Below are 25,629 nucleotides of genomic sequence, written 5' to 3' on the forward strand. Positions count from 1 at the left end.
TCGCCCCTCTCACTTGCTGTCATCGTAGGTGGTCCGCCGCGATCCGCTCCCCGAGTCTCTGCAGCAACGGCACCGGTTCCGCGATACACCGCCGTACGTCGGGCTCCAGGTCGGTCAGCGCGTACGCCGCGACGACGCCGGCTGATCGCAGTCGCTCGGGGTCCAGCTTGTTGCTGCCACAGACCGCGACCACCGGGATGCCCGCGGCGGCCGCTGCGACTCCGGCGACAGCCTTACCGTGCAAGGTCTGCTCGTCGAGCGCGCCTTCCCCGGTGATCACGAGGTCCGCGCCCTGGAGCTGATCGTGAAACCCGACCAGTTCAAGCACGAGCTCGATGCCGGGCCGCAGCTCCGCCCCGAGGAGGGCCAGGGCCGCGAAACCCACTCCACCGGCCGCGCCGGCTCCCGGCGCGTCGCGGAGATCCTGTCCGGTCTCCCGAGCCACCAGATCGGCCCAACGCGTCAAGGCGGCGTCAAGCTCCTTCACCTGCTGGGGGTTGGCGCCCTTCTGCGGCCCGTAGACAGCAGCGGCACCCGTTGCCCCAGTCAACGGATTGTCCACGTCGCAGGCGACCACGACCTGGATCCCGGCCAGCCGGTCCCGAAGCGCACGGAGGTCGAGCGCATCCGTGCCACCCAAGGCATTCACAATCCCGACTCCGCCATCTGTTGATGCACTGCCGCCGATCCCCAGGATCACGCGGGTGCAGCCGGCGTCGATGGCGGCGGCGATCAGTTCGCCGGTTCCGCGGGAGGTTGCGGTCATCGGGGCCGGGACTCCGCCGGGCAAACGGACCAGGCCCGAGACGTCGGCCAGCTCGACGACGGCTACGTCGTCGCGGCGGGCGAAACCGGTTTTGACTGGCTCACCGGTGGGTCCGGAGGCGGTGACCGGCACCAGGTGGAAGCCGGCCGCGACGGCGGCAGCCAAGGTGCCGTCGCCGCCGTCGGCTACTGGGACGGAGACCACCCCGGTGTCCGGGTGAACCCGGCGGAGGCCGGCGCCGACTGCGGCGGCGACCTCCGCACTGGTGAGACTTCCTTTGAATTTGTCCGAAGCAACTATTGCCCGAGGCATCAGTCGAGCAGGGCGAGGGCGGTCGGAGCGTCGTCCGGGCTCTCGGCCAGGTCTTCGAATTCGGCGATGTTGTCGATCTCGAGGCCCATGGACACGTTGGTGACCCGCTCCAGGATGACCTCGACAACGATCGGCACTTGGTGCTCGACCATCAGCTTCTTGGCCTGCTCCAGGGCCGGCAGGATCCCGTCCGGCTCGAACACCCGCAGCGCCTTGCAGCCAAGTCCTTCGGCGACCTTCACGTGGTCGACGCCGTACCCGTTCAGCTCGGGGCTGTTGATGTTCTCGAACGACAGTTGCACGCAGAAGTCCATGTCGAATCCGCGCTGTGCCTGCCGGATCAGCCCGAGGTAGGAGTTGTTCACGACCACGTGGATGTACGGGATGTTGAACTGCGCCCCGACCGCCAGCTCCTCGATCAGGAACTGGAAGTCGTAGTCACCCGACAACGCGACCACCGTGCTGTCCGGATCCGCGACCGCAACGCCCAGCGTCGCCGGCACGGTCCACCCCAGCGGACCGGCCTGACCGGCGTTGATCCAGTGCCGCGGCCGATACACGTGCAGCATCTGAGCAGCCTGGATCTGCGACAATCCGATCGTCGACACATAGCGGGTGTCGGGACCGAAGGCCCGGTTCATCTCCTCGTACACGCGCTGCGGCTTGACCGGCACGTTGTCGAAGTGCGTCTTGCGCTGCAGCGAGGTCTTCCGCGCCTGACACTCCTCGACCCACGCGGACCGGTCGGCCAGTCGCCCGGCCGCGGCCCACTCGCGAGCGACCTCGACGAAGACCGCCAGCGCGGCCTTGGCGTCCGACACGATCGCGTAGTCCGGCGCGAACACGCGCCCGATCTGGGTCGGCTCGATGTCCACGTGCACGAACTTCCGCTCACCGCGGTAGACGTCGAGCCCACCGGTGTGCCGGTTCGCCCACCGGTTGCCGATACCCAGTACGACGTCCGAGGCGAGCATCGTCTCGTTGCCGTACCGGTGCGAGGTCTGCAGGCCGACCATCCCGGCCATCAGCCGGTGGTCGTCAGGGATCGCGCCCCAGGCCATCAACGTCGGCACCACCGGTACGCCGACCACCTCGGCGAACTCGACCAGCAGGTCGGCCGCGTCCGCGTTGATGACGCCGCCGCCGGCGACGATCAGCGGCCGCTCGGCCTCGTTCAGCAGGGCGAGCACCTTCTCGACCTGGGCGCGCGTCGCGGCGGGCCGGGCGATCGGCAGCGGTTCGTAGGTGTCGATGTCGAAGTCGATCTCGGCCAGCTGGACATCCAGCGGCAGATCGACCAGCACCGGTCCGGGACGACCTTCGCGCATCAGCTGGAACGCCTTCTGGAACGTCCCCGGCACCTGCGCGGCCTCCATCACCGTGACGGCCCACTTCGCGACCGGCTTGGCGATCGAGGCGATGTCGACCGCCTGGAAGTCCTCCTTGTGCAGCTTCGCCACCGGTGCCTGCCCGGTGATGCACAGGATCGGGATCGAGTCGGCCGAGGCGGAGTACAGGCCGGTGATCATGTCGGTGCCGGCGGGACCCGACGTACCGATGCAGACTCCGATGTTGCCCGCGCGAGCCCGGGTGTAGCCCTCGGCCATGTGCGAGGCGGCCTCGACGTGGCGAGCCAGCACGTGCTTGATGCCGCCGTGCTTCTTCATCGCGCTGTAGAAGGGATTGATCGCGGCGCCGGGCAGACCGAACAACTGCGTCGAGCCTTCCTTCTCCAGGATCAGGACCGCGGCGTCGACCGCGCGCATGCGGGCCATCAGTCCGTCGCCTTCCCGGACAGGCGCTCGACTCCACGGAGCAGAGCGGAGTGGTCGAGACCGCCGTCACCGTTCGCGCGAGCGGACGCGACCAGCTGGGCCACAAGCGCACCCAGCGGTACGACGACACCCGCCTCGCGAGCGGCGGCGGTGACGATGCCCATGTCCTTGTGGTGCAGGTCGATCCGGAAGCCGGGCTGGAAGGAGCGCGACAGCATGTTCTCCTTCTTCTGGTTCAGTACGGCGGATCCGGCCAGCCCGCCGCCGAGCACCTCGAGGGCGGCCTTGGTGTCGACGCCGTACGCCTCCAGGAAGATCACGGCCTCGGACACCGCTTGGATGTTGGCGGCAACGATCAGCTGGTTGGCGGCCTTGACCGTCTGGCCCGAACCGCTCGGCCCGACGTGGACGACGGTCTTGCCGACGACGTCGAACAGCGGCTTGGCGACCGCGAAGTCGTCGGCCTCGCCACCGACCATGATGGACAGGGCCGCGTTCCGGGCGCCGGCCTCACCACCGGAGACCGGGGCGTCGAGCATCCGGAAGCCCAGCGCCCGCGCCTGCTCGGCGAGCTGCTGTGTGACATCGGGCCGGATGCTGGAGAAGTCGATGATCAGCGTGCCGGTCTCGGCCAGCTGGAAGACGCCGTCCTCCCCCTCGAGCACCTGCTGGACGTCGGGCGAGTCCGGCACCATCACGGCGACCACGTCGGCGTTCTTGACCGCGTCGGCCAGCGAGGTCGCGGCACGTCCACCGGCCTCGATGAGTTCCTTGGCCCGCTCCGGGCTGCGGTCGAAGCCGGCGACCGTGTGACCGGCGTTGGCCAGGTGCACGGCCATCGGGTTGCCCATGATGCCTAGGCCGATGAAGGCGATGTTCGTCATGTCTGTCTTCTCCTATGCGGTGGCCGGCCGGCGCTCGCGCGGCAGCCAGCCGAAGCTCTCGTCGGTGGTGGTGGACGGCTTGTACTCGAGGCCGACCCACCCGGCGTACCCCTGGTTCTCGAGGTCGGCGAGCTGCCGGTCGAGCGGCAGCGATCCGGTGCCGGGTTCGTTGCGGCCGGGGGCGTCGGCGATCTGGACGTGCGCGATCCGGTCCACGTGGCCGGCGATTACGCGATCGACGTCGTCGCCGTTGACCGCGAGGTGGTAGAGGTCGGCGAGCAGTCCGACGTTCGGTACGTCGTACGCCACCTGGACGCGATCGATCACGGCCAACGCATCGGCCGCGGTGCGCAGTGGATACCGCTCGGCGCCGCTGACCGGCTCGATCAGCACCGTGCCACCGATCCGGGCAGCCGCGCGGGCGGCCAGACCGAGGTTCTCGACGGCGAGCTCGTCCTGCTCAGCAGCGGTCTGGTCGTCGACCCGGTTGCCGTACAACGCATTGAAAGCCGGACAGCCGAGCCGCTCACCGATGCCGATGGTGGCGTTGATGTTGTCGCGGAACTCGCCCGACCGCTTCGGCCAGGAGACCAGGCCACGGTCGCCGCCAGGCATGTCGCCGGCGAAGAAGTTGAGGCCGACCAGCTGGACGCCGGCGTCCTGGATCGCGGTGACGAAGGCGTCGGCGTCAGTGTCCGACGGCACCGCCTCGGCGAACGGCCACCAGAACTCGACCGCGCCGAAGCCTGCCCGCCGGGCGGCCGCCGGTCGCTCCAGCAACGGCAGTTCGGTGAACAGGATCGAGCAGTTCACCGCGTAGCGCAGTGCGTGACTCATGGCGTCCCTTCCTGATATTCCGTATCGTGGAAGTTTGTTTCTGTTCTGCGAAATGACCATAGGATGCCCGGAAAGGACGCGTCAAGGTTTGAGTGGCCGGTCCGTCGTTGTACGTTCCTGTCAGGACCGGGCGATCGGGCCAGAGGAGGTGCGCCGTGCTGGTGTCCGAACTGCTCGACGCGCCGGAGCTGGGCCTGCGCCTGCTGCACGCGCCCGACGGCACGCTCGATCGCCCGATCGGGCGGCTCGTCACGACCGACCTGCTCGAGCCGGGGCGGTACCTGAACGGTGGCGAACTGGTGCTGACCGGGCTGGTCTGGCGGCGTACCGAGGCCGACAGCGAGACCTTCGTGGCGTCGGCCGCCGGTCGCGGCGCGGCCACCATCCTGGCCGGCCGGGCGCTGCTCGACCGCGTTCCCGACGACCTGCTCGATGCTTGCCGTCGGCATCAGATCGCGCTGGTCGAGGTACCGGTCGAGGTCGCGTTCGCGGATGTGACGGAGTACGTCGCGGCAGCAGGGGCAGCCGAGACAGGCGCGCGGCTGTCCGCGAGTCTGGTCCGGCACCGGCAGTTGCTGTCCTCGATCGCCGCCGGCCGGAGTCTCGACGAGCTGGCTGCCCGCATCTCCGCGGAGATCGGGCACGCCTGCAGAGTCATCACGTCGACCGGGCGGCAGGTCGTCCCCGGTCCTGGTGAACTGGACGACGTGACGCTGGACGCGGTCACTCGGCAGTTCCTGGTCGCGGATCGGATGCCGGCGGTCGCGGCCGTGGGCAACGCGTCGTACAGCCTGTTCCCGATCGGGTCGGGGCTCGACAACCGGCTGACGGCGTGGGTGCTGCTGATCGAAGGCGACCATCGGGAGTGGCCGCGCGATCATGTCGAGGCCGTGCAGGAGTTGTGTGCCGTCGCCGCACTCGACCGCGCCCGGCGGGACGAAGGGCGGCTGGCCCTTCGGCCACTCGTGTCGGATGCGTTGGCGCTGGTCGAGTCCGGCGGTCCGCTGGCCGAGGTCGCGATTCGTTTGCGGCAGGCGGGTGCGCAGTCGGATCGGCCGATGGTGGTTGCAGTCGCCGAACTCCGCGACGAACCGCGCAACGACATCGCGTTCAGCGTCTTCGAGGACGTGGCGTTGACGGTCGGTCCGGCCGTGGTCGCGGCCGGCCGGGACGATCTGCTGGTCGGCTTCCTGCCGTCGTCGCCCGGGCTGCCCGACCAACTGCGCCGAGCCTTCGCTCGGCTCTCGCCTGGGCTCGGGCGCGGGAGGCTGTCGGTCGGGGTCAGCGGTGAGACAGGCGTCGATGCCTTGGCCGGCGCGTTGGAGGAAGCGCGATTCGCCCAACGCGCAGCGCAGGCAGGCCGGACACCGGTGTCGGTGGTGACATCGGACGAGGTCGCCTCACATGTGTTGCTGCTCGCAACATTGCCCGACGACGTACGCCGTACTTACACGCACCGGGTTCTCGGGCCGGTGCTCGAGCACGACCGTCGTACGAACGCCGAACTGCTGGCCACGCTGCGGGAGTTCCTCGCCTGCTCGTGTTCCTGGGCACGTACGGCGGAGTCGATGCACCTGCACGTCAACACGGTTCGGTACCGGATCGAACGCGTAGAGCAACTGACCGGACGCGATCTGTCCCAGTTGGAGGACCGCGTCGACGTGTTCCTCGCGCTGAAATCGCTGTGAACGCGGCGGTTTGGGTGATCACACAGATTCACGTGGTCTGAACCCCGCATCTTCGGAGGTTCACCGGGTGCAATCGCAGTCGGCATGCGCTCAAGCTTTCGAGCAGGCCAGAACCTGCCGCAGCCGAGGAGTGTGTCCGATGAAGACAGTCCCGCGACCGAGCCGCCATCCCGTCGACGAGGTGCTGCCGGCCGGCAAGCTCGCCGTGTACGGCGCTCAGCACGTGCTCGCCTTCTACGCCGGCGCGGTGATCGTACCCATCCTCCTGGCCAACTCCATCGGCCTCAGCACCCAGCAACTGATCCACCTGATCAACGCCGACCTGTTCACCTGCGGCATCGCCTCGATCATCCAGTCCGTCGGATTCTGGAAGGTCGGAGTCCGGCTGCCGTTGCTGCAGGGCGTCACGTTCACGGCGGTGTCGCCGATGATCGCGATCGGCCTGGCCGCCGGTGGGGGGACCGACGGCCTGCTGGTCATCTACGGCGCCGTGCTCGTGGCCGGTCTCGCCACCTTCTTCATCGCGCCCTTCTTCAGCAAGCTGATCCGGTTCTTCCCACCGGTGGTGACGGGTTCGGTGATCACGATCATCGGCCTGGCGCTGCTGCCGGTGGCGGCCGGGGACGCGGTCGGCGGCGCGGGGCCGACGGCCGATCCGACCAGCGGCAAGAACCTGGCCTACGCGCTCGGGACACTCGGACTGATCGTGCTGATCCAGCGGGTCTTCAAGGGGTTCATGGCCACGGTCGCCGTGCTGGCCGGCCTGGTGGTGGGGACGCTGGTCGCCTGGGCCTTCGGCGACGCACACTTCAGCGCGGTCAGCGACGCGGCCTGGGTCGGGGTCACCCAGCCGTTCTACTTCGGCTGGCCGAAGTTCTCGATCGCGGCGATCATCTCGATGGTCGTGGTCATGCTGATCACCGCGGTGGAGACGACCGGTGATGTCTTCGCGACCGGTGAGATCGTCGAGAAGCGGATCGGCAAGGACGACATCGCCCGCGCGCTGCGGGCCGACGGCCTGGCCACCACGATCGGTGGCGTCTTCAACTCCTTCCCGTACACCTGCTTCGCCGAGAATGTCGGCCTGGTCCGGCTGACCCGGATCCGCAGCCGCTGGGTGGTCGCGGCGGCCGGCGGGATCATGATCCTGCTCGGGCTGCTGCCGAAGGCCGGTGCGATCGTGGCCGGCATCCCGCATCCGGTGCTGGGCGGCGCGGCGCTGGCGATGTTCGCCACCGTGGCGGTGGTCGGCTTCCAGACCCTGGCCAAGGTCGACTTCCACGACCACCGGAACGTGGTCATCGTGGCGACCAGCGTCGGCCTCGCCATGTACGTGACCGCCCAGCCCCAGGTCGCCCAGGCGGTGCCGGGCTGGGCCGAGATCATCTTCGGCAGCGGCATCACTCTCGGCAGCCTGACCGCGATCGGCCTGAACATCCTCTTCCACCACGTCGGCAAGGACTACGGTCCCGCGGTGGCCGGGCAGCCGGGCGACACGATCCGGCTGGACCAGGTCAACAAGATGAGCCGCGAGGAGTTCGTCGAGACCTTCGCCAGCCTGTTCCAGGGCCCGCGCTGGGCGGTCGAGCGGGCCTGGGACATGCGGCCCTTCATCGACACCCACGCACTGCGCCGTTCCTTCCAGGAGGCTCTGTTCTCCGGCTCGCACGAGGAGCAGCGTCAGCTGATCGAGGCCTACCCGCAACTGGGCTCGCAGTTCGTCGCCGACGGCCTCAGCGGCGAGGCGTCGCTGCGGGACCAGTCGGACAAGGGCCTGACCTTCCTGGCCGATCCGGAGCGTGACGAGCTGGCCACGATCACCGACGCCTACCGCGAGCGGTTCGGCTTCCCGCTGGTGATCTCGGTCCGGGACGCGGATTCCTTCCACCGGATCATCGAGCAGGGCCGCGAGCGGCTGGACAACTGCGAGAACCAGGAACACGCCGCCGCGCTGCTCGAGATCGCGAAGATCGCCGGGTACCGGTTCGACGACTTCCTCTCCGATGCCAATCCGATCCATAGTGCAAGGACACGCTGGAGCAGCAACAGATGACGACGACAACGCAGGCGCTGCGCGCGCCTTCGATCAAGGTCAACGGGGCGGACACCGCGATCGGCGACGTCCCGGTCCACACCACTGTGCTGGATTGGCTGCGCGACCGTGGCCTGACCGGCGCCAAGGAAGGCTGTGCGGAAGGCGAGTGCGGGGCGTGCTCCGTGCTCGTCGCCCGGCCCGGGACGGATGCGCCGACCGACTGGACCGCGGTGAACGCGTGTCTGCTGCCGATCGGGTCCCTCGACGGCCAGGAGGTCATCACCTCCGAGGGTCTGGGATCGCCCGAGACCCTGCACCCCGTGCAGCGCGAAATCGCCGTACGCGGTGGGTCACAGTGTGGCTACTGCACCCCGGGCTTCGTCTGCAGCATGGCCGCGGAGTTCTACCGCTCCACCCGTACGACGTCCAACGGGCACTGCGATCACGAGCACGGTCCGAACGGGTTCGACCTGCATTCGCTGAGCGGGAACCTGTGCCGGTGCACCGGCTACCGCCCGATCCGGGACGCGGCGTACGCGCTGGGGGATCCGTCGGCGGACGACGCGCTCGCCACCCGGCGGTACGCCCCACCGCCGGCGCCGGCGACGACCCGGATGACCAAGGGCGAGTCGGAGTTCGTGCGGCCGGCCGGCCTGGACGACGTACTCCGCCTACTGGCCGATCGGCCGGATGCGCGGATCGTTGCCGGGTCGACCGATCTCGGGGTCGAGGTGAACCTGCGCGGCCTGCGTCCTCCGCTCGTTGTCGCGATCGACCGGCTGGCGCAGTTGCGGGAGTTCGAGTTCGGCGGCGACGAGGTCCGGATCGGAGCCGCGCTGACGTTGAGCGAGATCGAGCGAATGCTGGCCGGGCGCGTGCCCTTGCTGGCTCAGATGTTCCCGCAGTTCGCGTCCCGGCTGATTCGGAACGGCGCGACGATCGGCGGCAACCTGGGGACCGGTTCGCCGATCGGTGACACCCCGCCGGCCCTGCTCGCGCTCGACGCGTCGCTCGTGCTGGCGTCTCACCGCGGTGAGCGCGTCGTACCGCTGGCGGACTACTTCACCGGCTACCGGGAGACGCTGAAGGCGGCTGACGAGCTGATCAAGACCGTGGTCCTTCCGCTGCCGCTCGCACCGCTGACCGCCTTCCACAAGATCGCCAAGCGCCGCTTCGACGACATCTCGAGCGTTGCCGTCGGGTACGCCGTCGACGTGGTGGACGGTGTCGTCCGCGAAGCCCGGATCGGGCTCGGCGGGGTCGCCGCCACACCGCTGCGCGCCCGGGCGACCGAGGCGGCGCTGATCGGCAAGCCGTGGACCGAACGCACCGTGCGCGAGGCCGCCGCGGTCATGGCCGCCGAAGGTACTCCGATGGACGATCACCGCGCGAGTTCGTCGTACCGCTCGGCGATGCTCGGCCAATCGCTACTTCGCTTGCACGCCGAGGAGGTGCCCGCATGAGCTCGCTGTCGGAGCGGCCGCCGGTGGCAGTCGTCGGCGTACCGATGCCGCACGAGAGTGCCGCGTTGCACGTCACCGGCCACGCTCTCTACACCGATGACCTGGTTCAACGGACGCGCGACGTACTGCACGCGTTTCCGGTGCAGTCACCACACACCCACGCTCGCGTTACGGCGCTTCGGGTGAAGCCGGCGTACGACGTACCTGGTGTGGTGCGGGTGCTGACGGCAGAGGACGTACCGGGGGTGAACGACGCGGGCGTGAAGCATGACGAGCCGTTGTTCCCGTCCGAGGTGATGTTCCACGGGCATGCGATCTGCTGGGTGCTCGCGGAGACGCTGGAGGCTGCGCGGCTCGGGGCTGCCGCGGTGGAGGTCGACTACGAGCCACTCGAATCGCTGGTGACGGTTCGAGAGGCGATCGCGGCCGGGAGCTTCCAGGGCACCGGGCGTCATCTGGAGCGTGGAGACGCCGAGAGTGCGCTGGCCGCGGCGGCGCATGTGTTCGAGGGTGAGTTCGAGTTCGCCGGGCAGGAGCACTTCTACCTGGAGACCCACGCGGCGCTGGCCCACGTCGACGAGGGCGGGCAGATCTTTGTCCAGAGCAGTACGCAGCACCCGTCGGAGACGCAGGAGATCGTGGCCCACGTACTCGGCCTGGCCAGCCATGCGGTGACTGTTCAGTGCCTGCGGATGGGCGGAGGCTTCGGCGGCAAGGAGATGCAGCCGCACGGGTTCGCCGCGATCGCGGCACTCGGTTCGACCCTCACCGGACGGCCGGTGCGGCTGCGGCTGAACCGGACGCAGGACGTGACGATGTCGGGCAAGCGCCACGGCTTCCACAGCGGGTGGAAGGCGGGCTTCGACGACGAGGGGCACTTGGTCGCGCTGGACGCGACTCTCACCGCTGACGGTGGCTGGAGCCTCGACCTGTCCGAGCCGGTGCTCGCCCGGGCGATGTGCCACATCGACAACGCCTACTCGATCCCCAACGTGCGGGTCGACGGCCAGATCGCGAAGACCAACAAGACGTCGCAGACGGCGTTCCGGGGTTTCGGTGGACCGCAGGGGATGCTCGTCGTCGAGGACATCCTCGGCCGGTGCGCACCCCTTCTCGGGTACGACGCGATGGAGTTGCGGCACCGCAATCTCTACAAGCCGGGCGACAGTACGCCGTACGGTCAGCCGGTCCGGCACGCGGATCGCCTCGAGGCCTGCTGGAGCCAAGTGTCCGCGGGTGGTGACGTCGAGCAGCGGAAGGCGGAGATCTCGGAATTCAACGCGTCGCATCCGCACCGCAAGCGTGCGCTGGCGATGACGCCGGTGAAGTTCGGGATCTCCTTCAACCTGACTGCGTTCAACCAGGCCGGCGCGTTGGTGCACGTCTACAAGGACGGCTCGGTGCTGATCAATCACGGCGGCACCGAGATGGGCCAGGGCCTGCACACCAAGATGCTGCAGGTCGCCGCGACGACGCTCGGCGTACCGCTCGCGCGCGTCCGGCTGGCGCCGACCCGCACGGACAAGGTGCCGAACACCTCGGCGACCGCGGCCAGTTCCGGCGCCGACCTGAACGGTGCGGCGATCAAGAACGCGTGCGAGCAGATCCGCGAGCGTCTCGAGCAGGTCGCCGCCGGCCGGCTCGGCATCAGTCCGCACGACGTACGCATCAGCGACGGCGTCATCCGTGGGTTGTCCGAGGGCGAGGACCTGCGCTGGGAGGACGTCGTCAACGCGGCGTACCACCAGCGGGTCCAGTTGTGGGCGGCCGGTTTCTACCGGACCGAGGGCCTGCACTGGGACGCCAACGCGATGCGCGGCGAGCCGTTCAAGTACTTCGCGTACGGCGTCGCCGCCGCGGAGGTCGAGGTGGACGGGTTCAGCGGCGCGTACACGCTCCGCCAGGTCGACATCGTCCACGACGTCGGGGACAGCCTCAGCCCACTGATCGACCTCGGTCAGATCGAGGGCGGGTTCGTGCAGGGCACGGGCTGGCTGACGCTCGAGGACCTGCGCTGGGACGAGAGCAACGGCCCGAACCGCGGCCGGCTCGCCACGCAGGCGGCCAGCACCTACAAGCTGCCGAGCTTCTCGGAAATGCCGGAGGTGTTCAACGTCCGGCTGCTCGAGAAGGCCCACGAGGACGGTGCGGTGTACGGATCGAAGGCGGTCGGCGAGCCGCCGCTGATGCTCGCCTTCTCGGTCCGCGAGGCCCTGCGACAGGCCGCGGCGGCGTTCGGCCCGGCGGGGACGAGCGTGGATCTGGCGTCGCCGGCGACTCCCGAGGCGGTCTACTGGGCGCTGGACCGGGCTCGGTCGAGCGTGCTCACGGCGAGTGGGGTGTGAGCGACGTGGACTGGATGAAGGCGGTTCAGGACCTGCGTTCGCAACGGCGCGCCGGCGTACTGGTGACAGTGATGTCGGTCCGTGGGCATGCGCCACGAGAGGCCGGCGCCAAGATGGTGGTTGCCTCTGACAACGTCTGGGCGACTGTTGGCGGAGGCAACCTGGAGGCGGTCGCGATCGAGCGCTCGCGGGCCATGATCGCGGAAGGCGCGCCTGCGCCGGAGGTGCTCGACGTGGCGTTGTCGGACAAAGCGCCGTACCAGCATGGGGTGCAGTGTTGTGGGGGTGAGGTGAAGTTGTTGCTCGAACCGTTGCCGGTGGTTCCGTCCGTGGCGATCTTCGGAGTCGGGCACGTGGGGCTCGAGCTCGCGCGGATCCTCGCGCGGCATGACATCGAACTGCATCTGATCGATTCGCGGCCGGATCAGCTCGAGGCGGAACGGCTGCAGGTCCTCGACGATGCGGTGGCCAACGTCCACGTGCATCAGGTGCCGGTGTTGCCGGAACTCGTGGTGGCTGAGCTGCCGCCGGGGACCCATGCACTGGTGATGACGCACGACCACGCGGAGGACGCGGCGTTGTGTGACGCGGCGCTGCGGAACGAGCAACTCGCGACGATCGGGCTGATCGGATCGACCGCGAAATGGGCTCGTTTCCGCCGCAAGCTCGCCGAGGACGGGAACCCGGCCGAAGCGATCGACCGGATCGTCACCCCGATCGGTCTGCCGGATCTCCCCGGCAAGGAACCGGCCACCATCGCGGTCAGCGTGGCGGCCTGGCTGCTCCAACTGTTCGTTGCCGAGCGCAACCCGGCGCCGGTTCACCGTGAGGCGAAGGCATGACCATCTTCCGAGGCACGTTCCTCGACACCCCGGACAACCCGTTCACCGGTGGCGACCTGCGCGTCGACACCGACGCCGGGGTCCTGGTCACGGACGGAACGATCGTTGCCCGCGGCACCTTCGCGGATGTACGCCAGGCACACCCTGCCGAGCCGGTCGTCGACCTGACCGGCGGCCTGGTACTGCCTGGGTTCGTCGACACGCATGTGCACTTCCCGCAGATCCGTGCGGTCGGCGGGCTGGGGTTGCCGTTGCTCGAGTGGCTCGACAAGTACGCGTTGCCGGAAGAGGCACGGATGGCTGACGCGTCGTACGCGGCCGGGGTTGCGTCCGAGTTCGTCCGCGGCCTGGCTGCGGCGGGGACGACGAGTGCGTTGGTGTTCGGGGCGCATTACGCCGATGCCGTCGACGCGCTGTTCACCGCGTCGTCCGAGGTGGGGTTGCGGGTGACGAGCGGGCTGGTGGTGAGTGATCGGCTGCTACGGCCGGAGCTGCACACGACACCTTCACGTGCGTACGACGAGTCCCTCGCGCTGGCGCGACGCTGGCATGGTGTGGGGCGCAACCGATACGCCGTGACGCCGCGGTTCTCGTTGTCGTGCACAGACGAGTTGCTCGCGGTCTGTCACGACGTACTCGAGGAGGTGCCTGGGGCGCTGTTCACCTCGCATCTGAACGAGAACGAGACGGAGATCGCGGCGGTGTCCGAGTTGTTCGGTGGGTGTGACTACGTGACGACGTACGACCGGCATGGGCTGGTTGATCGGCGTAGCGTGCTTGCTCACAACGTGCATCCGACGGACGTTGAGCTCAAGCTTCTTGCCAACGCTGGGGCTTCGGTGGCGCATTGTCCGACCAGCAACGCTGCGCTGGGTAGTGGGTTGTTTCCGCTGACTCGGCATCTCCAGCACGGGGTCCGGGTTGCGCTGGGGTCTGATGTCGGCGCTGGCACTGGGTTCTCGCTGCTGAAGGAAGGGCTGCAGGCGTACTTCGCTCAGCAGCTCCAGGCTGAGGATGGTCACCCGCTGTCGGCCGCGCACCTTCTGCACCTGGTCACCACGGCCGGTGCGGATGCTCTCGGGCTCAGCTCCGAGATTGGCGACCTGTCGGTCGGCAAGCGCTTCGACGCTCAGTTGCTGCGCCCCGCGGAGGGCTCGCCGTTGGCGGTCAGCATCGCCCACGCCGACGACCCCGAGGAAGCCCTGGCCCGGACCTTCACCCTCGGCACCCCCGCCGACGTACGCGCCGTCTGGATCAACGGCGACCTCCTGCACACCTGAGCCCGCCACCACCCCGGCCCCAGCTGCTCACCAGGCGGCTGGGGCCGCGGCTGTCAGCCGGCTTTGGCGACCAGGGATTGCTGGGTGCGGACCACCTGGGTGGCGAGGGTGGGTTCGTCGAGGGTGACCAGGGTGTCGTGTTCCACGACGGGATTGCCATTGACCAGCAGGAGTTCCAGTGGGGGCGGGGTGCCTAGGACGAGCGCAGCCACGGGGTCGGCGATGCCGGCGTGGGCGAGGGTATCGAGACGCCAAACCGCCAAATCGGCCAGCTTGCCGGGCTCCAGCGAGCCGATCTCGTTCTCACGCCCCAGCACGCGGGCACTCCCAACCGTCGCCAGCTCCAGCGCAGCTCGTACGTCGAGCGCCTGCGGTCCACTGCGAGCACGCGCGAAGAGCAGCGCGTGCCGCATCTCCTCTGCCAGGCTGCCTGCTTCGTTGCTCGCAGCACCATCCACCCCGAGACCAACCGGCACACCGGCCGCCCGCAGATCGGCAACCCGCGCAATCCCCGCACCCAACCGTGCGTTGGAGCTCGGACAGTGCGCGACGCCCGTCGCCGTCTCGCCCAGCTGCTTGATCTCCGCGTCGTCGAAGTGGATCCCGTGCGCGAACCACACATCGGACCCGGTCCACCCGAGGTCGGCGGCGTACTCGAGCGGCGTACAGCCGAACTTCTGCTGACACCACTCACCTTCGTCGAGGGTCTCGGCCAGGTGCGTGTGCAGCCGGACGCTCTTCCGCCGCGCCAACTCGGCCGCCTCGCGCATGAGCTCGCCGGTCACGCTGAACGGCGAACACGGCGCAACCACCATCCGCAGCATCGAATCCGCCGCCGGATCGTGCCATCGGTCGATCGCCGCCTCGGTGGCGATCAGGATCTCGTCCCGATCCTCGACCACCGAGTCCGGCGGCAACCCGCCATCCTTCTCACTGAGATCCATCGACCCCCGCGATGGATGGAAGCGCAGCCCGATCTCCTGCGCAGCAAGGATTTCCGCCCCGAGCAGATCCCCACCCTCCCGCGGGAACACGTAGTGGTGATCCGCCGCCGTCGTGCACCCCGTCCGCGCCAGCCGCGCCAACGCGGCCTGCGCACCCACGTGCACGGCGTCCTCGTCGATCCCCGCCCACACCGGGTACAGCGTCGTCAGCCAACCGAACAAGGTCGCGTCAGCCGCCAGCCCGCGGGTGACCCATTGATACAAGTGCTGGTGCGTGTTCACGAACCCCGGCGTGACGAGACACCCCCGTCCGTCGATCACCCGCGCCCCGTCGTACGCCGGGGCCGGCCCCGCCCCGACCGCCACAATTCTGTTGCCCTGGACAACCACATGACCGGTGGCGAACTCCCGCCGCTCCCGGTCCACCGTCACCACGGCGGCCCCGTCCACCACGATCGTCACTGCGCTCATCAACCCGCTCCTCACCACGATTGACCTCAGTCAACCCCGCGACCCGGAGCCGGGAAACCCACAGCGAGCATGAAGCACGCAGGCGAAAACCCCTGCAGATTGGAGCTTTCTCCAACCTACAGGGGCAGTCGTCAGCAGAAACCGGGGACGGCGTGCCAGGCGGAGCCGGCCTCGGAGGCGTCGTCGCGGACGACGGTCGCCTCGATCAGCCCGTACGGCCGGTCGGCGGCGATGAACACCTCGTTGGGGTTCTCCACCCCGAACGGGCTCAGATCCACCAGGAAGTGGTGCTTGTTCGGCGCCGAGAACTTGATCTCGGCCACCTCCGGGTGCTGCTGCAGGACCGCTTCGCCCATCCCGTACAGCGTCTGCTGCAGCGCCAGGCTGTGGATCCGCGCGAACTGCTCGAGCAGCAGTGCCTTGATCTGATCGTACGACTTGTCCCAGTCGACGTCGGTGTGGTCGTACCTCCACCGCGCCACCAGCGAGGTGGCGAGGATCCGGTCGTCGGTCTCCGGCAGCGTCGTGTACTTGTCCTTGAGGAAGCCGTGGAACTCCGAGCCGGTGGACTTCAGCAGGGTCAGGTCCTGTACGCCGGAGACGACGTACGTCGTGCGCTCGTCACCGCGGCCCTCGACGTTCACGATCGTCGTCCGTACGCCGCTGCCGGCGCGGACGAACGAGTGGTCGTGGGGCTCGCCGTCGACACTGATCCGTTCCCACGGGTACTCCTCGATCGCGATCCGGGCGCCGTCGGCGGCCGGGGCGACCTCGAGGAAATGCGCACCGAGCGTGAGCGCGAAGTCCTCGATCGCGCCGACGCCCTTCTCCTTGGCGAACGCGAACGCGGTGTTCTTCTGCGTGTCGGTCGGCAGCACGTCACGCTGGTCGCCGCTGGTGTGTGCGTCCTCGAACCGGCCGCGCAGTGCGGACGACACGTTCAGGTCGCGGATCTGGTGGCGGGGCGTGTCGCGGTAGATCCGGACCACGCGGCTCTCGGCCTTGCCGTACTGGTTCGCACCCAGGTGGATGGCCATCGGGATCAACTCCCTCGGTAGGTGGAAAAGGCGAACGGGCTGAGCAGCAGCGGAACGTGGTGGTGCCGCTCGTCGGTGATCGTGAACGTCACGGTGACCTCGGGAAAGAAGATGTCCTGGCCGGACGCTTCCGCATACGCGGCCACGTCGAACCAGAGCCGATACGTCCCAGCCTCGAGCCCCGTCCCCAAACCCGCGACCCGCCCGTCGTCGTCGGTCGTGGCCGACGCGAGAACCACGGTCTCCTCGGCCTTGACCCGGGACAGCTGGACCGGCACGCCACTGGCAGGGAGCCCGAGACCGGTGTCGAGGACGTGCGTGCTGACACTGCTCATGCCTGGACCTCCAGCACCTTGCTCAGCCGGAGCAGAGCGATCTTGCGCAGTTCGTCCCGTACGACGGCGGCTTCGGTGACGTCGTCGTGGTCGAGCCGCCGGCGCAGGCTGGCGAGCATCTGCTCGGCCGACAGCCCGGTTGCGCAGATCAGGAAGACCCGGCCGAACCGCTGCTCGTACTCGCGATTCCCGTCGGCGAGGGCCGAACGCACGTCAGGATCCTCGCCGACCCCGGACTGCTCCTTGCGCGACCACGCCGCCTCGGTGCCCGCCCCGGACGGCCGGTCGCCGATCCGCGGGTGCGCGGCCAGCGCCTGGTCGACCTCGGTGTCGTCGAGGTCCCGGAGCAACTGGTCCGCGACCGCGGTCAGCGCCGTGACCTCGCCGTACGGGCGTTTGGCGATGATGCCGTCGACCCAGCGCGGAACGTCGCAGCAGGCCGACAACTGGGGACGCAGCCGGCCGGCGGGCGCGGAGTTGAACTCCTGCAGGTCCACGGATCACACCTTCTCGAATCCTGAAACTTACTTTCCGTATGACGAAAGCCTGACATGCACCTCGCCTGACGTCAACAGTTTGTTGAAGTTTGGCCGGGCGGGCAAGTGTTCAGGCCTGATCGCGGGCGCGGTTCAGGTAGTTGTAGACGGTGAAGCGGGTGACGCCGAGCGCCTCGGCAACGATCTCGGCCGACTTCCGGAACTCGAACGCGCCCCGCTCCTCCAGCCGCAGTACCGCTTGCTGCTTATCGGTCCGCGACAACTCACGCAACGGCCGGCCGAACTCCTCGGCGACCTCCGCGAGCAGAGTGTGCACACCGCCCTCGGGTTTACGAGTCAGACGTACCGCGACCACGGGCTCACCATCCCAGAGCAGCGGAACGTCGTCCGGCCGCGCGTCGCCCGGTGACACCAGCTCGGCGTTCAGTCGCTCGACCAACGGCGTGATCGCGACGACGAGCGGATGCTGGTCCTTGTCAGCCATCGCGTCGTACCTGCAGCGTCACCTGGCTGGCGCCGCTGGCGAAGGCGGCCTCCAATACGCCGGTCAGCGTGGGCAGCAGGAGTTCCTGTTCGCCGCGCACGAGCGTGCCCAACGGCCCGAACTCGCACTCCAGGCCGGCCTCCTCCGCGACGCGCAGCGCCTCGGTGGCGTGCGCGGGCGGCTGCCCTTCGACGTCGAAGGGTTCCGTGGTGAACTCCGCAACCAGTCGCATGCCGCGAGGCTAGCGACCAGCAGGCCAGTGGGTCACGACCGCAGCGGTCGACGCGCCAACTTGGACAGACCGGCGCTGTCGACGCCGATCAGTTTGTCGACTTCCGCCTGGTCGACAGCGCCACACTCCATCCCGCGCAGGATGAAGCCGGCGAGAGCCGCGGCCGTGGCCGGCTCGTCCAGGTAGCCCGAGTCGCCCTGACCCAGGTACGCACGCAGTCGAGCCGCCGCCGTCTCCAGACCCTCACGGTAGAAGAGATAGTTCGCGACGAACCGCGTGGGCAGCTGGGCGGGATGCATGTCCCAACCCTGGTAGATCCCGCGGCCGAGCGAACGTCGTACCAGCCGCAGGTGGAGTCGCCAGGCCGCGTGCACCGCGTCAGCCGATCCGACCGGAAGCACATTCGTCGAGCCGTCCGACACGAACACACCAGTCCCGGCCGCGGCCAGCTGCATGACGTCCTTGGCGTGGTCGGCGACCGGATGCTCCATGCTCTGGTACGCCGCAGCGACACCCAACGAGGCCGAGTAGTCGTACGTGCCGTAGTGCAGACCGGTCACGCGGCCGGCACCCGCCTTGATCATCCGGGCCACCAGCGCAGTCCCGTCGGAACCGAGGATCGACTGTGGCGTCTCGACCTGGATCTCGAACTTCAGCGATCCTGCCGGCACTCCGTGCTCGGCTTCGACCGCATCGAGCACGAGCATCATCGCCTCGACCTGCTCGACCGACGTCACCTTCGGCAATGTGATCACGAAGCCCTCGGTCAGCGCGCCGCCCAGCTCGCGGACGAACAGGTCCAGCGTCCGCACGCCACGTCGCCGGCTCGGCGCCTCCAGCGATTTGATCCGCAGCCCGTGGTACGGCGGCGCCACGCCGGCGGTCACGGTCTCCGCGAGGGATCTCGCCGCGGCCACCGCTGCCGCGTCCTCCTGATCGTCCGGCCTGGTCCCGTAGCCGTCCTCGAAGTCGATCCGCAGATCCTCGATCGGCTCCCGCTCGAGCTTCGCCCGGACCAGTTCGTACAGCTCATCCGTGAGCACCGGTCCAGGGTCACCCGTCGGGACAGCCAGCGCCTCGGCCAGTTGCGCGGCGGAGGCGCCGTACTCGCCAAGTGCGGCGCGGGCTTCGGCGCCCCACTCGTCGACCGTGCGGGCGTCGTACCGATCGGCGGGGACGTAGACGGTGTGCACGGGCTGGCGGACGCCGCGGTCTCCCGGGTAGTCCGCGGAGAGCGCCGCGTCGGCCTCCGCCAGGCGCCGATCCAGCTCGCCGACCAGGTCATCCAGGCCCATACCCGCCTCCAAAGGCTATCTTTTCCGTATTGCGGAGACTAATATCTACTGTGCGGAAGAAGCAATGTCACTGGCCTTCCGAGATCTGGGGCTAAACTTCCGTGATCCGGAAAGAGAGGCGGAGTCCCGTGGCCGAAGCGAACGGCGGCAAGGCGCGCACCGGCAGTGTGCAGTCGATCGAGCGCGCGTTCGGCCTGCTCGAAACCATGGCCGACGCGGGCGGGATGATGGGGCTGTCCCAACTGGCCAACGCCTCCGGTCTGCCGCTGCCGACGATCCACCGGCTGGTTCGTACTCTCGTCGACCTCGGCTACCTGCGCCAGGAGCCGTCCCGGCAGTACGTGCTCGGCCCGAGACTGATCCGGCTCGGCGAGAGTTCGTCCCACATGCTGAGTGTCTGGGCCCGGCCGCATCTGGCCCGGCTGGTCGACGACCTCGGCGAGTCGGCCAACATGGCGATGCTCGACGGCGACCAGATCGTGTACCTCGCGCAGGTTCCGTCCCGGCACTCGATGCGGATGTTCACCGAGGTCGGCCGCCGCGTCCTGCCGCACTGCACCGCGGTCGGCAAAGCGATCCTCGCCCAGATCCCCGAGGCCGAGGTCCGCGAGCTGCTGCACCGCACCGGCATGCCCAAGCACACCGACAACACCATCACCGATCCGGACGCGTTCACAGCCCAACTGCGCAACGCCGAGGAGCACGGGTACGCCATGGACGAGGGCGAGCAGGAACTCGGTGTTCGCTGCGTCGCGGTCGCCGTACCCGATGCCCCGTCCCGGCTGGCCATGTCCATCTCAGGTCCTGCCGGCCGCATGACCGAAGCCCTCGTCGACCGGGCCGTCCCCCTGCTCACCCAGGCCGCGAAGTCTCTCTCCGACGACCTGCGCTAGTGCTGGATGAAGCCGCCGATCGGGACGGGCGGAACGTGCCCGGTGGGCGGCTGGGTCTGTGCGAGGGCCAGGCCGACATCGACCAGCGACGACCGCTGCAGACCGGCCACGTCCGGGATCGGTGTCCAGACCGACTCCGCGATGTCGCCGTCAGGCTCCGGCCGCAGCTCCCCGCCGGTGATCCGGACCTGGTAGAAGATGCCGACGTTCTGGTGCTCGGTGCCCGCGTTGGCCTCGCTCGCGGGAATCACCCGGGAGTCCACGCCCAGCAGGCGCTCCACCACGGCGTCGCAGCCGGTCTCCTCGGCGACCTCCCGGATCACCGCATCGAACGGATCCTCCGACTGCTCGACCCGACCGCCGGGAAACGTCCAGTTGGTCGCGCCGGTCAGCGGTGACACATACCGCGAGACCAGGACGCGCCCGTCCACGATGCACACGGCGTACGCCGCCAGCCGAAAAGACACCGACGCACCCTAAGCCGAGCCGGCGGTCACCCGCACGCGAGTTATCAGAGCTGGTACGTGCGCCAGCGTTCCGTCAGCGTGTAGCCGAGGGACTCGTTGGCGCGCAGGCTGCCGACGTTCGCGGCGGCACCGCCGGTGCTGAACCGCGTGATGCCGATGTCGAGGAAGGCGAGGATCGAGGCAGCCTTCACGGCCTGGGCGACACCGCGACGGCGGTGCGTCGACAGCACCGAGGTGAACCTGGTGTCGCCGAAACCCTCGTGTGAGCGGATGGCGGTCGCACCGACCAAGCGGGAGCCGTCGAAGGCCCCGAAGACCCGGTACTCCGGCCACAGCGCGCGGACCGTGGCCAGGTCTCCGACCACGCGATGCGTCGCCTGCGTGTACGGGTAGTCGGACTCGTTGGTCTTCTCCAGAGCGTGCAGCAACGCTGCCGACTCCGGACCCAGCTCCCGGATGCTCAGGCCGCCGGCGGTGGCTCGTCGTACGGCTGATTCGAGCAGCTCACGGTCCGGGTCGTACAGGCGGACTGCCCAGGACTCGGCGACCACGCGGTAGCCGGCTGCCTCCAGCTCGGCACACCGCGGGTCACCTTCCTGCACAATTTCGTGATCGCCCATTCTGCGATTGTCAGCCCAGCTTGCGCAGCAACGGAAGAACGTCGGCGGTGAACTGGGTCAGGAATCGCTCCTGATCCTGGCCCGGGCCGTGCACGACGAAGTGGTTGAAACCGGCGTCGAGGTACGGCTGCAGCTGCTTCACGACCTCGTCAGGGTCTGACGCGACGATCCAGCGCTGCGCAACCTGCTCGATCGGCAGCTCGTCGGCGAGCCGCTCCATCTCGGTCGCGCTCGTGACGCTGTGCTTCTGCTCGGGCGTCAGCGACAGCGGAGCCCAGAACCGGGTGTTCTCCAGCGCCTGCGCCGGGTCGCGGTCGTACGACACCTTGACCTCGAGCATCCGGTCGATGTCCTCGAACGTCTTGCCGGCCTTCTCCGCGCCTTCCTTCACCGCCGGGATCAGCTTCTCGGTGTAGAGGTCCATTCCCTTGCCGGACGTCGCGATGAACCCGTCACCCGCGCGGCCGGCGTACCTGGCGACCAACGGTCCACCGGCGGCGACGTACACCTTGAGCGGTGTCTCGGGCCGGTCGTAGATGAATGCGTCGACGGTCTTGTAGTACGGGCCCTCGGAGCTCACGCCGTCCTTCGTCCACAGGTCGCGGATCAGCTGCACGGACTCCCGCAGCCGGGCGAACCGCTCCTTGAACTCGGGCCACTCCATCCCCGACACGGCGATCTCGTTCAGCGCCTCGCCGGTGCCGACGCCGAGCATCACGCGGCCCGGGTACAGCTCGCCGAGGGTGGCGAACGCCTGCGCGATCACCGCCGGGTTGTACCGGAAGGTCGGCGTCAGCACCGACGTACCGAGCAGCACCCGGTTCGTCCGCTCGCCGACCGCCGCCAGCCAGGCCAGCGCGAAGGGGGCGTGACCACCCTCGTGCCGCCACGGCAGGAAGTGGTCCGACACCGTCACGCTGTCGAGCCCGAGCTCCTCCGCCCGGACCGAGTACTCCACCAGCTCCCGCGGCCCGAACTGTTCCGCCGACGCCTTGTACCCGACTCGAATGCTCACCCTTAGCTCCCAAACGTCGTCCACGTCGTACTTCCGATGACAACCGCGTGCGACTCCGACTTTATGCCGGTGGTGTTTGACCACGAGCAGTCGGTCAGCAAGGATGTGGATCCGGCGCGGCCCGCGCCTCACCTTCGTCGACCGGCCCCAGCCTGGTCACACGAGAAGGCAAAGGGACTTCCTGTCTCGGGCCGCTCGTCCTGGTCAGCCGCCTCGGACGGGATCGCTGGGGGATCGCGTGCGAGTGCGTGGAAGGCCAGATGACAGCGCACAGGAACTTCAAGCTGCGGGTCCGAGCCCGCGCCGCCAAAACGGGCGAGTCCTACACGGCTGCCCTCCGGCACTTCCGTCCGACTCCGACAGGAGAAGACATGCCGGAAGAAACCACCCTGCGACTCGCGATCGTGCAGACCGCGATGCGCCACGACCCGACCAGCACCGCCGAGCTCCGCGCGGGCGGCGCGGAGATCCGCGACTTCCTGCGGCAGGCGGCCGCCGCCGGCGCCCGCCTGGTGCACTTCACCGAGGGCGCGATCTGCTTCCCGAGCAAGCGCGTGATGTCCGAGCTCGGCCCGGACGAGGTCGGCCCGTCCGACTGGACCCGCGCGCAGTGGCCGGTGCTGCAGTCCGAGCTCGACCAGATCGCCGGGCTCGCCGCTGAGCTCGGGATTTGGGCAGTGATCCCGTCGGTGCACCAACTGCCGGAGGGCCGGCCGCACAACAGCATGTACGTCGTGTCCGACCAGGGGAAGGTGGTCACCCGGTACAACGAACGCACCCTGTCGACCACCAAGCTCACCTGGATGTACACCCCGGGCACCGAGCCGGTGACGTTCGACGTCGACGGGTTCCGGTTCGGGTTGGCGCTCGGGCTGGACGTGCTGTTCCCGGAGCTGTTCACGGAGTACGACCAGCTCGGCGCGGACGGCGTGCTCGTGTCGTACGCGACGAACCGGGTCTCGCGCCACGAGCACGTGGCGGTCCAGGCCCGCGGGTGCGCGGTCAACAACACCTGCTGGATCAGCTTCGCCGTGCCGGCGAACCCCGACGGCGGCCTCGCATCAGGCGTGGTCGACCCCCGGGGAGAGTGGGTGGCCCAGGCGCCGGCGAACGGTTCGCCCGCGATCGCGGTCGCCGAGGTGCACCACTCCGACGTGACCCAGGCCGGGCGGGAGTTCCGGCGGCGGACGCGGGAGCGCGTCGGGTCCTGAGGCCTCACACGTCCGGGTGCGGGTCCGTTCCATAGGCATGAACAGGCACGCGATCGTCAGCACCCGGATCGGGGACCTCACCCTGGTCGCCTCGGACAACGCCCTGGCCGGCGTCTACTTCCCGCATCACTGGGTGAAGCCGACGCCGGAGACCCTCGGTGAGCAGGTCGAAGCCACCGACCCGCTGCTGTCCGAGGCGGCCCGCCAACTCGACGCGTACCTCGCCGGCGAGCGGACCGGCTTCGACATCCCGACCGTCCTGCGCGGCGACGAGTTCCAGCGCCGCGTCTGGTCCATCCTCGAGGAGATCCCGTACGGCGCGACCTCGTCGTACGGCGAGATCGCGGAACGGCTCGGGGACCGCACGCTGGCCCAGCAGGTCGGCAAGGCGGTCGGGCAGAACCCGCTGTCGATCGTCGTCCCGTGTCACCGGGTGGTCGGGAAGAACGGCTCGCTGACCGGGTACGCCGGCGGGCTCAAGCGCAAGCAGTTCCTCCTCGACCTCGAGGAGCCGGTCGGGGTCCGGCTTTTCTAGGACAGGTCGCCTACCTGCTCGGCGTACCAGTCCAGCTCGACCAGGTGCTCGGCGATCTGGCGGAGGGTCCAGTTGGCGCCGCGGTCCTTGTCCCACTCGGCCGGGTCGACCGCGGCGTACCGCAGGGTGAACGTCCGCCCGAGCCGACGCAGTCGCTGCTCGGCCTCCTGTACGTCGTCGACGGTGAACGGCGCCAGGTCGGCCGCCGAGGTGAGTGCGCTCGCGTGCCACTCGTCCGGTTGCGTCGGTACGCCGGCCAGCAGCGCCTCGACCTCGGCCAAGTGGTCGACCATGTGATCGGCGATCCGGCGGACGGCCTTGTGCGGCGTGAAGGTGCGGCCGTCGTCGGAGGTGAGCGGTTGCCCGTCCCACGCCGGCCAGGTGGGGACGAGCCGGAGCGAGCGTTCGACCGCCTGCTCCACGAGTACTCCCGGGTTCTCAGTCATGCGATCACGCTAAGGCTGTGATCCTTCGGTCCCGGCCGAAGTAATCCCGAGTCGGCGCGACAGCCCCTCCGCGTCGAACGGCGCGCGCACCTTGGCGTCGTTGTCGAAGTAGGTGTACACATCCCGGCGTCGCCGCTTGGCTTTGGATTTCCCGATCGTCCTGCCGTCGGACGGCGTACCGCCCTGGTGCCAGGTGCGGATCTTCTCGGCCCAGCGATCGAGCGACTCGTCGTCGTACCCGCTGGTGTAGAGCTCGTCCGCACCGTGCAGCCGGACGTACACGAAGTCAGCGGTGACATCGTCGAGCATCGGCCACTTGCCGGCTGTGTCCGCGCAGACCAGCGCGACGTCGTGTTCGCGGAGCAGGTCGATGAAGCCAGGGGTCTCGAAGCTCGCATGCCGTACTTCGATCGCGTGCCGGAGCGGGATGTCGACGGCAGTCTCCAGCAGAGCCCGGCCCTCCATCCGCTCGTCGTGGCCCTTGGCAACTTCCGCCGCCTCCGCCGTTGTCCGCGGCAACGAGGCGAAGAAGTTCGCGCACCGCTCCTCGTCGTATCCGAAGTTCGGCGGGAGCTGCCACAGCACCGGTCCGAGTTTGTTGCCGAGCGCAAGGACTCCGGAGGCGAAGAAGTTGGCCAGTGGCGCGTCCACGTCGACCAGCTTCTTCATGTGCGTGACGAACCGCGGCCCCTTCAGCGTGAACACGAAGTCGTCCGGCGTCTCGTCGTACCACTTCTGGTACGACGACGGCCGCTGCAACGAGTAGAACGAGCCGTTCAGCTCGATCGAGTTCAGCCGCCGCGAGACGTACTCCAGCTCCGCCCGCTGCGGCAGTCCCTCCGGGTAGTACACCTTCCGCCACGGCGGATACCGCCAGCCGGAGATGCCGACCCGATACGCACTCATGCGCCGATTATCCA

Annotated in this window: 25 protein-coding genes; 9 read left to right on the forward strand and 16 right to left on the reverse strand. The window is 68.8% G+C overall.

Annotation, left to right across the window (positions count from 1 at the left end; translation table 11 throughout):
* Positions 1 to 19: 19 nt before the first annotated feature.
* Genes E0H75_RS02570 through E0H75_RS02585 form a run of 4 tightly spaced genes read right to left on the reverse strand, consistent with a single transcriptional unit; the run spans position 20 to position 4,574 of the window.
* Positions 20 to 1,078, reverse strand: coding sequence for a glycerate kinase (locus tag E0H75_RS02570; RefSeq protein WP_131511397.1), 1,059 nt, complete (start codon positions 1,076 to 1,078; stop codon positions 20 to 22).
* Entirely contained in the window at positions 1,078 to 2,853 is a 1,776-nt protein-coding gene (gcl, locus tag E0H75_RS02575) for a glyoxylate carboligase (protein WP_131511398.1), read from the reverse strand. The genes E0H75_RS02570 and gcl overlap by 1 nt, the downstream gene beginning before the upstream one ends.
* Complete coding sequence (locus E0H75_RS02580; protein ID WP_131511399.1) at positions 2,853 to 3,737, reverse strand: 2-hydroxy-3-oxopropionate reductase; 885 nt, start codon at positions 3,735 to 3,737, stop codon at positions 2,853 to 2,855. Before E0H75_RS02580 ends, gcl begins: the two co-directional genes overlap by 1 nt.
* Before the next feature lie 12 nt (positions 3,738 to 3,749).
* Positions 3,750 to 4,574 carry a hydroxypyruvate isomerase family protein gene (locus tag E0H75_RS02585; RefSeq protein ID WP_131511400.1) on the reverse strand — a complete coding sequence of 275 codons (825 nt, stop codon included), beginning with the start codon at positions 4,572 to 4,574 and terminating at the stop codon, positions 3,750 to 3,752.
* Between the two features lie 155 nt (positions 4,575 to 4,729).
* Between E0H75_RS02585 and E0H75_RS02590 the strand changes: the two genes are divergently transcribed.
* The 6 genes from E0H75_RS02590 to guaD all read left to right on the forward strand — a co-directional run bounded on the left by E0H75_RS02590 (position 4,730) and on the right by guaD (position 14,227).
* On the forward strand, positions 4,730 to 6,262 hold the full coding sequence (locus tag E0H75_RS02590; RefSeq protein ID WP_165553404.1) for a PucR family transcriptional regulator: 1,533 nt from the start codon (positions 4,730 to 4,732) through the stop codon (positions 6,260 to 6,262).
* A gap of 139 nt (positions 6,263 to 6,401) precedes the next feature.
* Positions 6,402 to 8,315 (forward strand): 2-oxo-4-hydroxy-4-carboxy-5-ureidoimidazoline decarboxylase, encoded by a 1,914-nt coding sequence (gene uraD / locus E0H75_RS02595; protein WP_131511402.1) that lies wholly within the window; start codon positions 6,402 to 6,404, stop codon positions 8,313 to 8,315.
* Positions 8,312 to 9,760 carry a xanthine dehydrogenase small subunit gene (locus tag E0H75_RS02600; protein ID WP_131511403.1) on the forward strand — a complete coding sequence of 483 codons (1,449 nt, stop codon included), beginning with the start codon at positions 8,312 to 8,314 and terminating at the stop codon, positions 9,758 to 9,760. Before uraD (E0H75_RS02595) ends, E0H75_RS02600 begins: the two co-directional genes overlap by 4 nt.
* Positions 9,757 to 12,105: a xanthine dehydrogenase molybdopterin binding subunit gene (gene xdhB / locus E0H75_RS02605; RefSeq protein ID WP_131511404.1), complete on the forward strand. Its 2,349-nt coding sequence runs from the start codon at positions 9,757 to 9,759 to the stop codon at positions 12,103 to 12,105. Before E0H75_RS02600 ends, xdhB begins: the two co-directional genes overlap by 4 nt.
* A complete protein-coding gene (xdhC, locus tag E0H75_RS02610) occupies positions 12,102 to 12,947 on the forward strand; it encodes a xanthine dehydrogenase accessory protein XdhC (protein WP_165553406.1) in 846 nt (281 codons plus the stop codon). The genes xdhB and xdhC overlap by 4 nt, the downstream gene beginning before the upstream one ends.
* Positions 12,944 to 14,227 (forward strand): guanine deaminase, encoded by a 1,284-nt coding sequence (guaD, locus tag E0H75_RS02615; protein ID WP_131511405.1) that lies wholly within the window; start codon positions 12,944 to 12,946, stop codon positions 14,225 to 14,227. The genes xdhC and guaD overlap by 4 nt, the downstream gene beginning before the upstream one ends.
* 53 nt (positions 14,228 to 14,280) lie before the next feature.
* Here guaD and E0H75_RS02620 read toward each other — a convergent pair whose 3' ends face one another.
* The 7 genes from E0H75_RS02620 to E0H75_RS02650 all read right to left on the reverse strand — a co-directional run bounded on the left by E0H75_RS02620 (position 14,281) and on the right by E0H75_RS02650 (position 19,522).
* Positions 14,281 to 15,642: an 8-oxoguanine deaminase gene (locus E0H75_RS02620; protein ID WP_131511406.1), complete on the reverse strand. Its 1,362-nt coding sequence runs from the start codon at positions 15,640 to 15,642 to the stop codon at positions 14,281 to 14,283.
* A 131-nt stretch (positions 15,643 to 15,773) separates the two neighbouring features.
* Entirely contained in the window at positions 15,774 to 16,679 is a 906-nt protein-coding gene (pucL, locus tag E0H75_RS02625) for a factor-independent urate hydroxylase (RefSeq protein ID WP_131511407.1), read from the reverse strand.
* A gap of 5 nt (positions 16,680 to 16,684) precedes the next feature.
* Positions 16,685 to 17,014 (reverse strand): hydroxyisourate hydrolase, encoded by a 330-nt coding sequence (gene uraH, locus E0H75_RS02630; RefSeq protein WP_131511408.1) that lies wholly within the window; start codon positions 17,012 to 17,014, stop codon positions 16,685 to 16,687.
* Complete coding sequence (gene uraD, locus E0H75_RS02635) at positions 17,011 to 17,511, reverse strand: 2-oxo-4-hydroxy-4-carboxy-5-ureidoimidazoline decarboxylase (RefSeq protein WP_131511409.1); 501 nt, start codon at positions 17,509 to 17,511, stop codon at positions 17,011 to 17,013. The genes uraH and uraD (E0H75_RS02635) overlap by 4 nt, the downstream gene beginning before the upstream one ends.
* 109 nt (positions 17,512 to 17,620) lie before the next feature.
* Positions 17,621 to 17,995 (reverse strand): helix-turn-helix domain-containing protein, encoded by a 375-nt coding sequence (locus E0H75_RS02640; protein WP_131511410.1) that lies wholly within the window; start codon positions 17,993 to 17,995, stop codon positions 17,621 to 17,623.
* Positions 17,988 to 18,227, reverse strand: a complete 240-nt coding sequence (locus E0H75_RS02645; RefSeq protein ID WP_131511411.1) for a thiamine-binding protein — start codon at positions 18,225 to 18,227, stop codon at positions 17,988 to 17,990. The genes E0H75_RS02640 and E0H75_RS02645 overlap by 8 nt, the downstream gene beginning before the upstream one ends.
* Positions 18,228 to 18,259: 32 nt before the next feature.
* Complete coding sequence (locus E0H75_RS02650; RefSeq protein WP_131511412.1) at positions 18,260 to 19,522, reverse strand: DUF6986 family protein; 1,263 nt, start codon at positions 19,520 to 19,522, stop codon at positions 18,260 to 18,262.
* Positions 19,523 to 19,650: 128 nt separating this feature from the next.
* Here E0H75_RS02650 and E0H75_RS02655 point away from each other — a divergent pair, with 128 nt between their 5' ends.
* On the forward strand, positions 19,651 to 20,415 hold the full coding sequence (locus E0H75_RS02655) for an IclR family transcriptional regulator (protein ID WP_238162779.1): 765 nt from the start codon (positions 19,651 to 19,653) through the stop codon (positions 20,413 to 20,415).
* Here the strand turns inward: E0H75_RS02655 and E0H75_RS02660 are convergent.
* The 3 genes from E0H75_RS02660 to fgd are packed head-to-tail and all read right to left on the reverse strand — an operon-like array spanning position 20,412 to position 22,517.
* Positions 20,412 to 20,882 (reverse strand): NUDIX hydrolase, encoded by a 471-nt coding sequence (locus E0H75_RS02660; RefSeq protein WP_131511414.1) that lies wholly within the window; start codon positions 20,880 to 20,882, stop codon positions 20,412 to 20,414. The genes E0H75_RS02655 and E0H75_RS02660 overlap by 4 nt on opposite strands.
* Before the next feature lie 44 nt (positions 20,883 to 20,926).
* Positions 20,927 to 21,502, reverse strand: coding sequence for a GNAT family N-acetyltransferase (locus E0H75_RS02665; protein WP_131511415.1), 576 nt, complete (start codon positions 21,500 to 21,502; stop codon positions 20,927 to 20,929).
* A gap of 10 nt (positions 21,503 to 21,512) precedes the next feature.
* Positions 21,513 to 22,517 carry a glucose-6-phosphate dehydrogenase (coenzyme-F420) gene (gene fgd / locus E0H75_RS02670; RefSeq protein ID WP_131511416.1) on the reverse strand — a complete coding sequence of 335 codons (1,005 nt, stop codon included), beginning with the start codon at positions 22,515 to 22,517 and terminating at the stop codon, positions 21,513 to 21,515.
* A gap of 260 nt (positions 22,518 to 22,777) precedes the next feature.
* Between fgd and E0H75_RS02675 the strand changes: the two genes are divergently transcribed.
* Both E0H75_RS02675 and E0H75_RS02680 read left to right on the forward strand, forming a co-directional pair.
* Positions 22,778 to 23,728, forward strand: a complete 951-nt coding sequence (locus E0H75_RS02675) for a carbon-nitrogen hydrolase family protein (RefSeq protein ID WP_238162780.1) — start codon at positions 22,778 to 22,780, stop codon at positions 23,726 to 23,728.
* Between the two features lie 37 nt (positions 23,729 to 23,765).
* Positions 23,766 to 24,263, forward strand: a complete 498-nt coding sequence (locus E0H75_RS02680; protein ID WP_131511417.1) for a methylated-DNA--[protein]-cysteine S-methyltransferase — start codon at positions 23,766 to 23,768, stop codon at positions 24,261 to 24,263.
* On the opposite strand, the gene E0H75_RS02685 is transcribed toward E0H75_RS02680, so the two are convergent.
* The gene (locus E0H75_RS02685) at positions 24,260 to 24,709 is read right to left on the reverse strand and encodes a hypothetical protein (protein ID WP_131511418.1); all 450 of its coding nucleotides are present in this window, start codon (positions 24,707 to 24,709) and stop codon (positions 24,260 to 24,262) included. The two genes, E0H75_RS02680 and E0H75_RS02685, sit on opposite strands and share 4 nt — an antisense overlap.
* Positions 24,710 to 24,718: 9 nt before the next feature.
* Complete coding sequence (locus E0H75_RS02690) at positions 24,719 to 25,615, reverse strand: DUF72 domain-containing protein (protein WP_131511419.1); 897 nt, start codon at positions 25,613 to 25,615, stop codon at positions 24,719 to 24,721.
* Between the last annotated feature and the right edge of the window lie 14 nt (positions 25,616 to 25,629).

Source organism: Kribbella capetownensis (assembly GCF_004331485.1).
GTDB lineage: Bacteria > Actinomycetota > Actinomycetes > Propionibacteriales > Kribbellaceae > Kribbella > Kribbella capetownensis.

Coding starts and splice junctions, on each gene's coding strand:
- E0H75_RS02600 (WP_131511403.1), top strand. CDS start 8,312: ATGACGACGACAACGCAGGCGCTGCGCGCGCCTTCGATCAAGGTCAAC.
- E0H75_RS02570 (WP_131511397.1), bottom strand. CDS start 1,078: ATGCCTCGGGCAATAGTTGCTTCGGACAAATTCAAAGGAAGTCTCACC.
- uraH (WP_131511408.1), bottom strand. CDS start 17,014: ATGAGCAGTGTCAGCACGCACGTCCTCGACACCGGTCTCGGGCTCCCT.
- gcl (WP_131511398.1), bottom strand. CDS start 2,853: ATGGCCCGCATGCGCGCGGTCGACGCCGCGGTCCTGATCCTGGAGAAG.
- E0H75_RS02685 (WP_131511418.1), bottom strand. CDS start 24,709: ATGACTGAGAACCCGGGAGTACTCGTGGAGCAGGCGGTCGAACGCTCG.
- uraD (WP_131511402.1), top strand. CDS start 6,402: ATGAAGACAGTCCCGCGACCGAGCCGCCATCCCGTCGACGAGGTGCTG.
- E0H75_RS02650 (WP_131511412.1), bottom strand. CDS start 19,522: ATGGGCCTGGATGACCTGGTCGGCGAGCTGGATCGGCGCCTGGCGGAG.
- guaD (WP_131511405.1), top strand. CDS start 12,944: ATGACCATCTTCCGAGGCACGTTCCTCGACACCCCGGACAACCCGTTC.
- E0H75_RS02580 (WP_131511399.1), bottom strand. CDS start 3,737: ATGACGAACATCGCCTTCATCGGCCTAGGCATCATGGGCAACCCGATG.
- E0H75_RS02620 (WP_131511406.1), bottom strand. CDS start 15,642: ATGAGCGCAGTGACGATCGTGGTGGACGGGGCCGCCGTGGTGACGGTG.
- E0H75_RS02680 (WP_131511417.1), top strand. CDS start 23,766: ATGAACAGGCACGCGATCGTCAGCACCCGGATCGGGGACCTCACCCTG.
- E0H75_RS02675 (WP_238162780.1), top strand. CDS start 22,778: ATGACAGCGCACAGGAACTTCAAGCTGCGGGTCCGAGCCCGCGCCGCC.
- E0H75_RS02645 (WP_131511411.1), bottom strand. CDS start 18,227: ATGCGACTGGTTGCGGAGTTCACCACGGAACCCTTCGACGTCGAAGGG.
- E0H75_RS02665 (WP_131511415.1), bottom strand. CDS start 21,502: ATGGGCGATCACGAAATTGTGCAGGAAGGTGACCCGCGGTGTGCCGAG.
- pucL (WP_131511407.1), bottom strand. CDS start 16,679: ATGGCCATCCACCTGGGTGCGAACCAGTACGGCAAGGCCGAGAGCCGC.
- E0H75_RS02585 (WP_131511400.1), bottom strand. CDS start 4,574: ATGAGTCACGCACTGCGCTACGCGGTGAACTGCTCGATCCTGTTCACC.
- E0H75_RS02690 (WP_131511419.1), bottom strand. CDS start 25,615: ATGAGTGCGTATCGGGTCGGCATCTCCGGCTGGCGGTATCCGCCGTGG.
- xdhB (WP_131511404.1), top strand. CDS start 9,757: ATGAGCTCGCTGTCGGAGCGGCCGCCGGTGGCAGTCGTCGGCGTACCG.
- E0H75_RS02640 (WP_131511410.1), bottom strand. CDS start 17,995: ATGGCTGACAAGGACCAGCATCCGCTCGTCGTCGCGATCACGCCGTTG.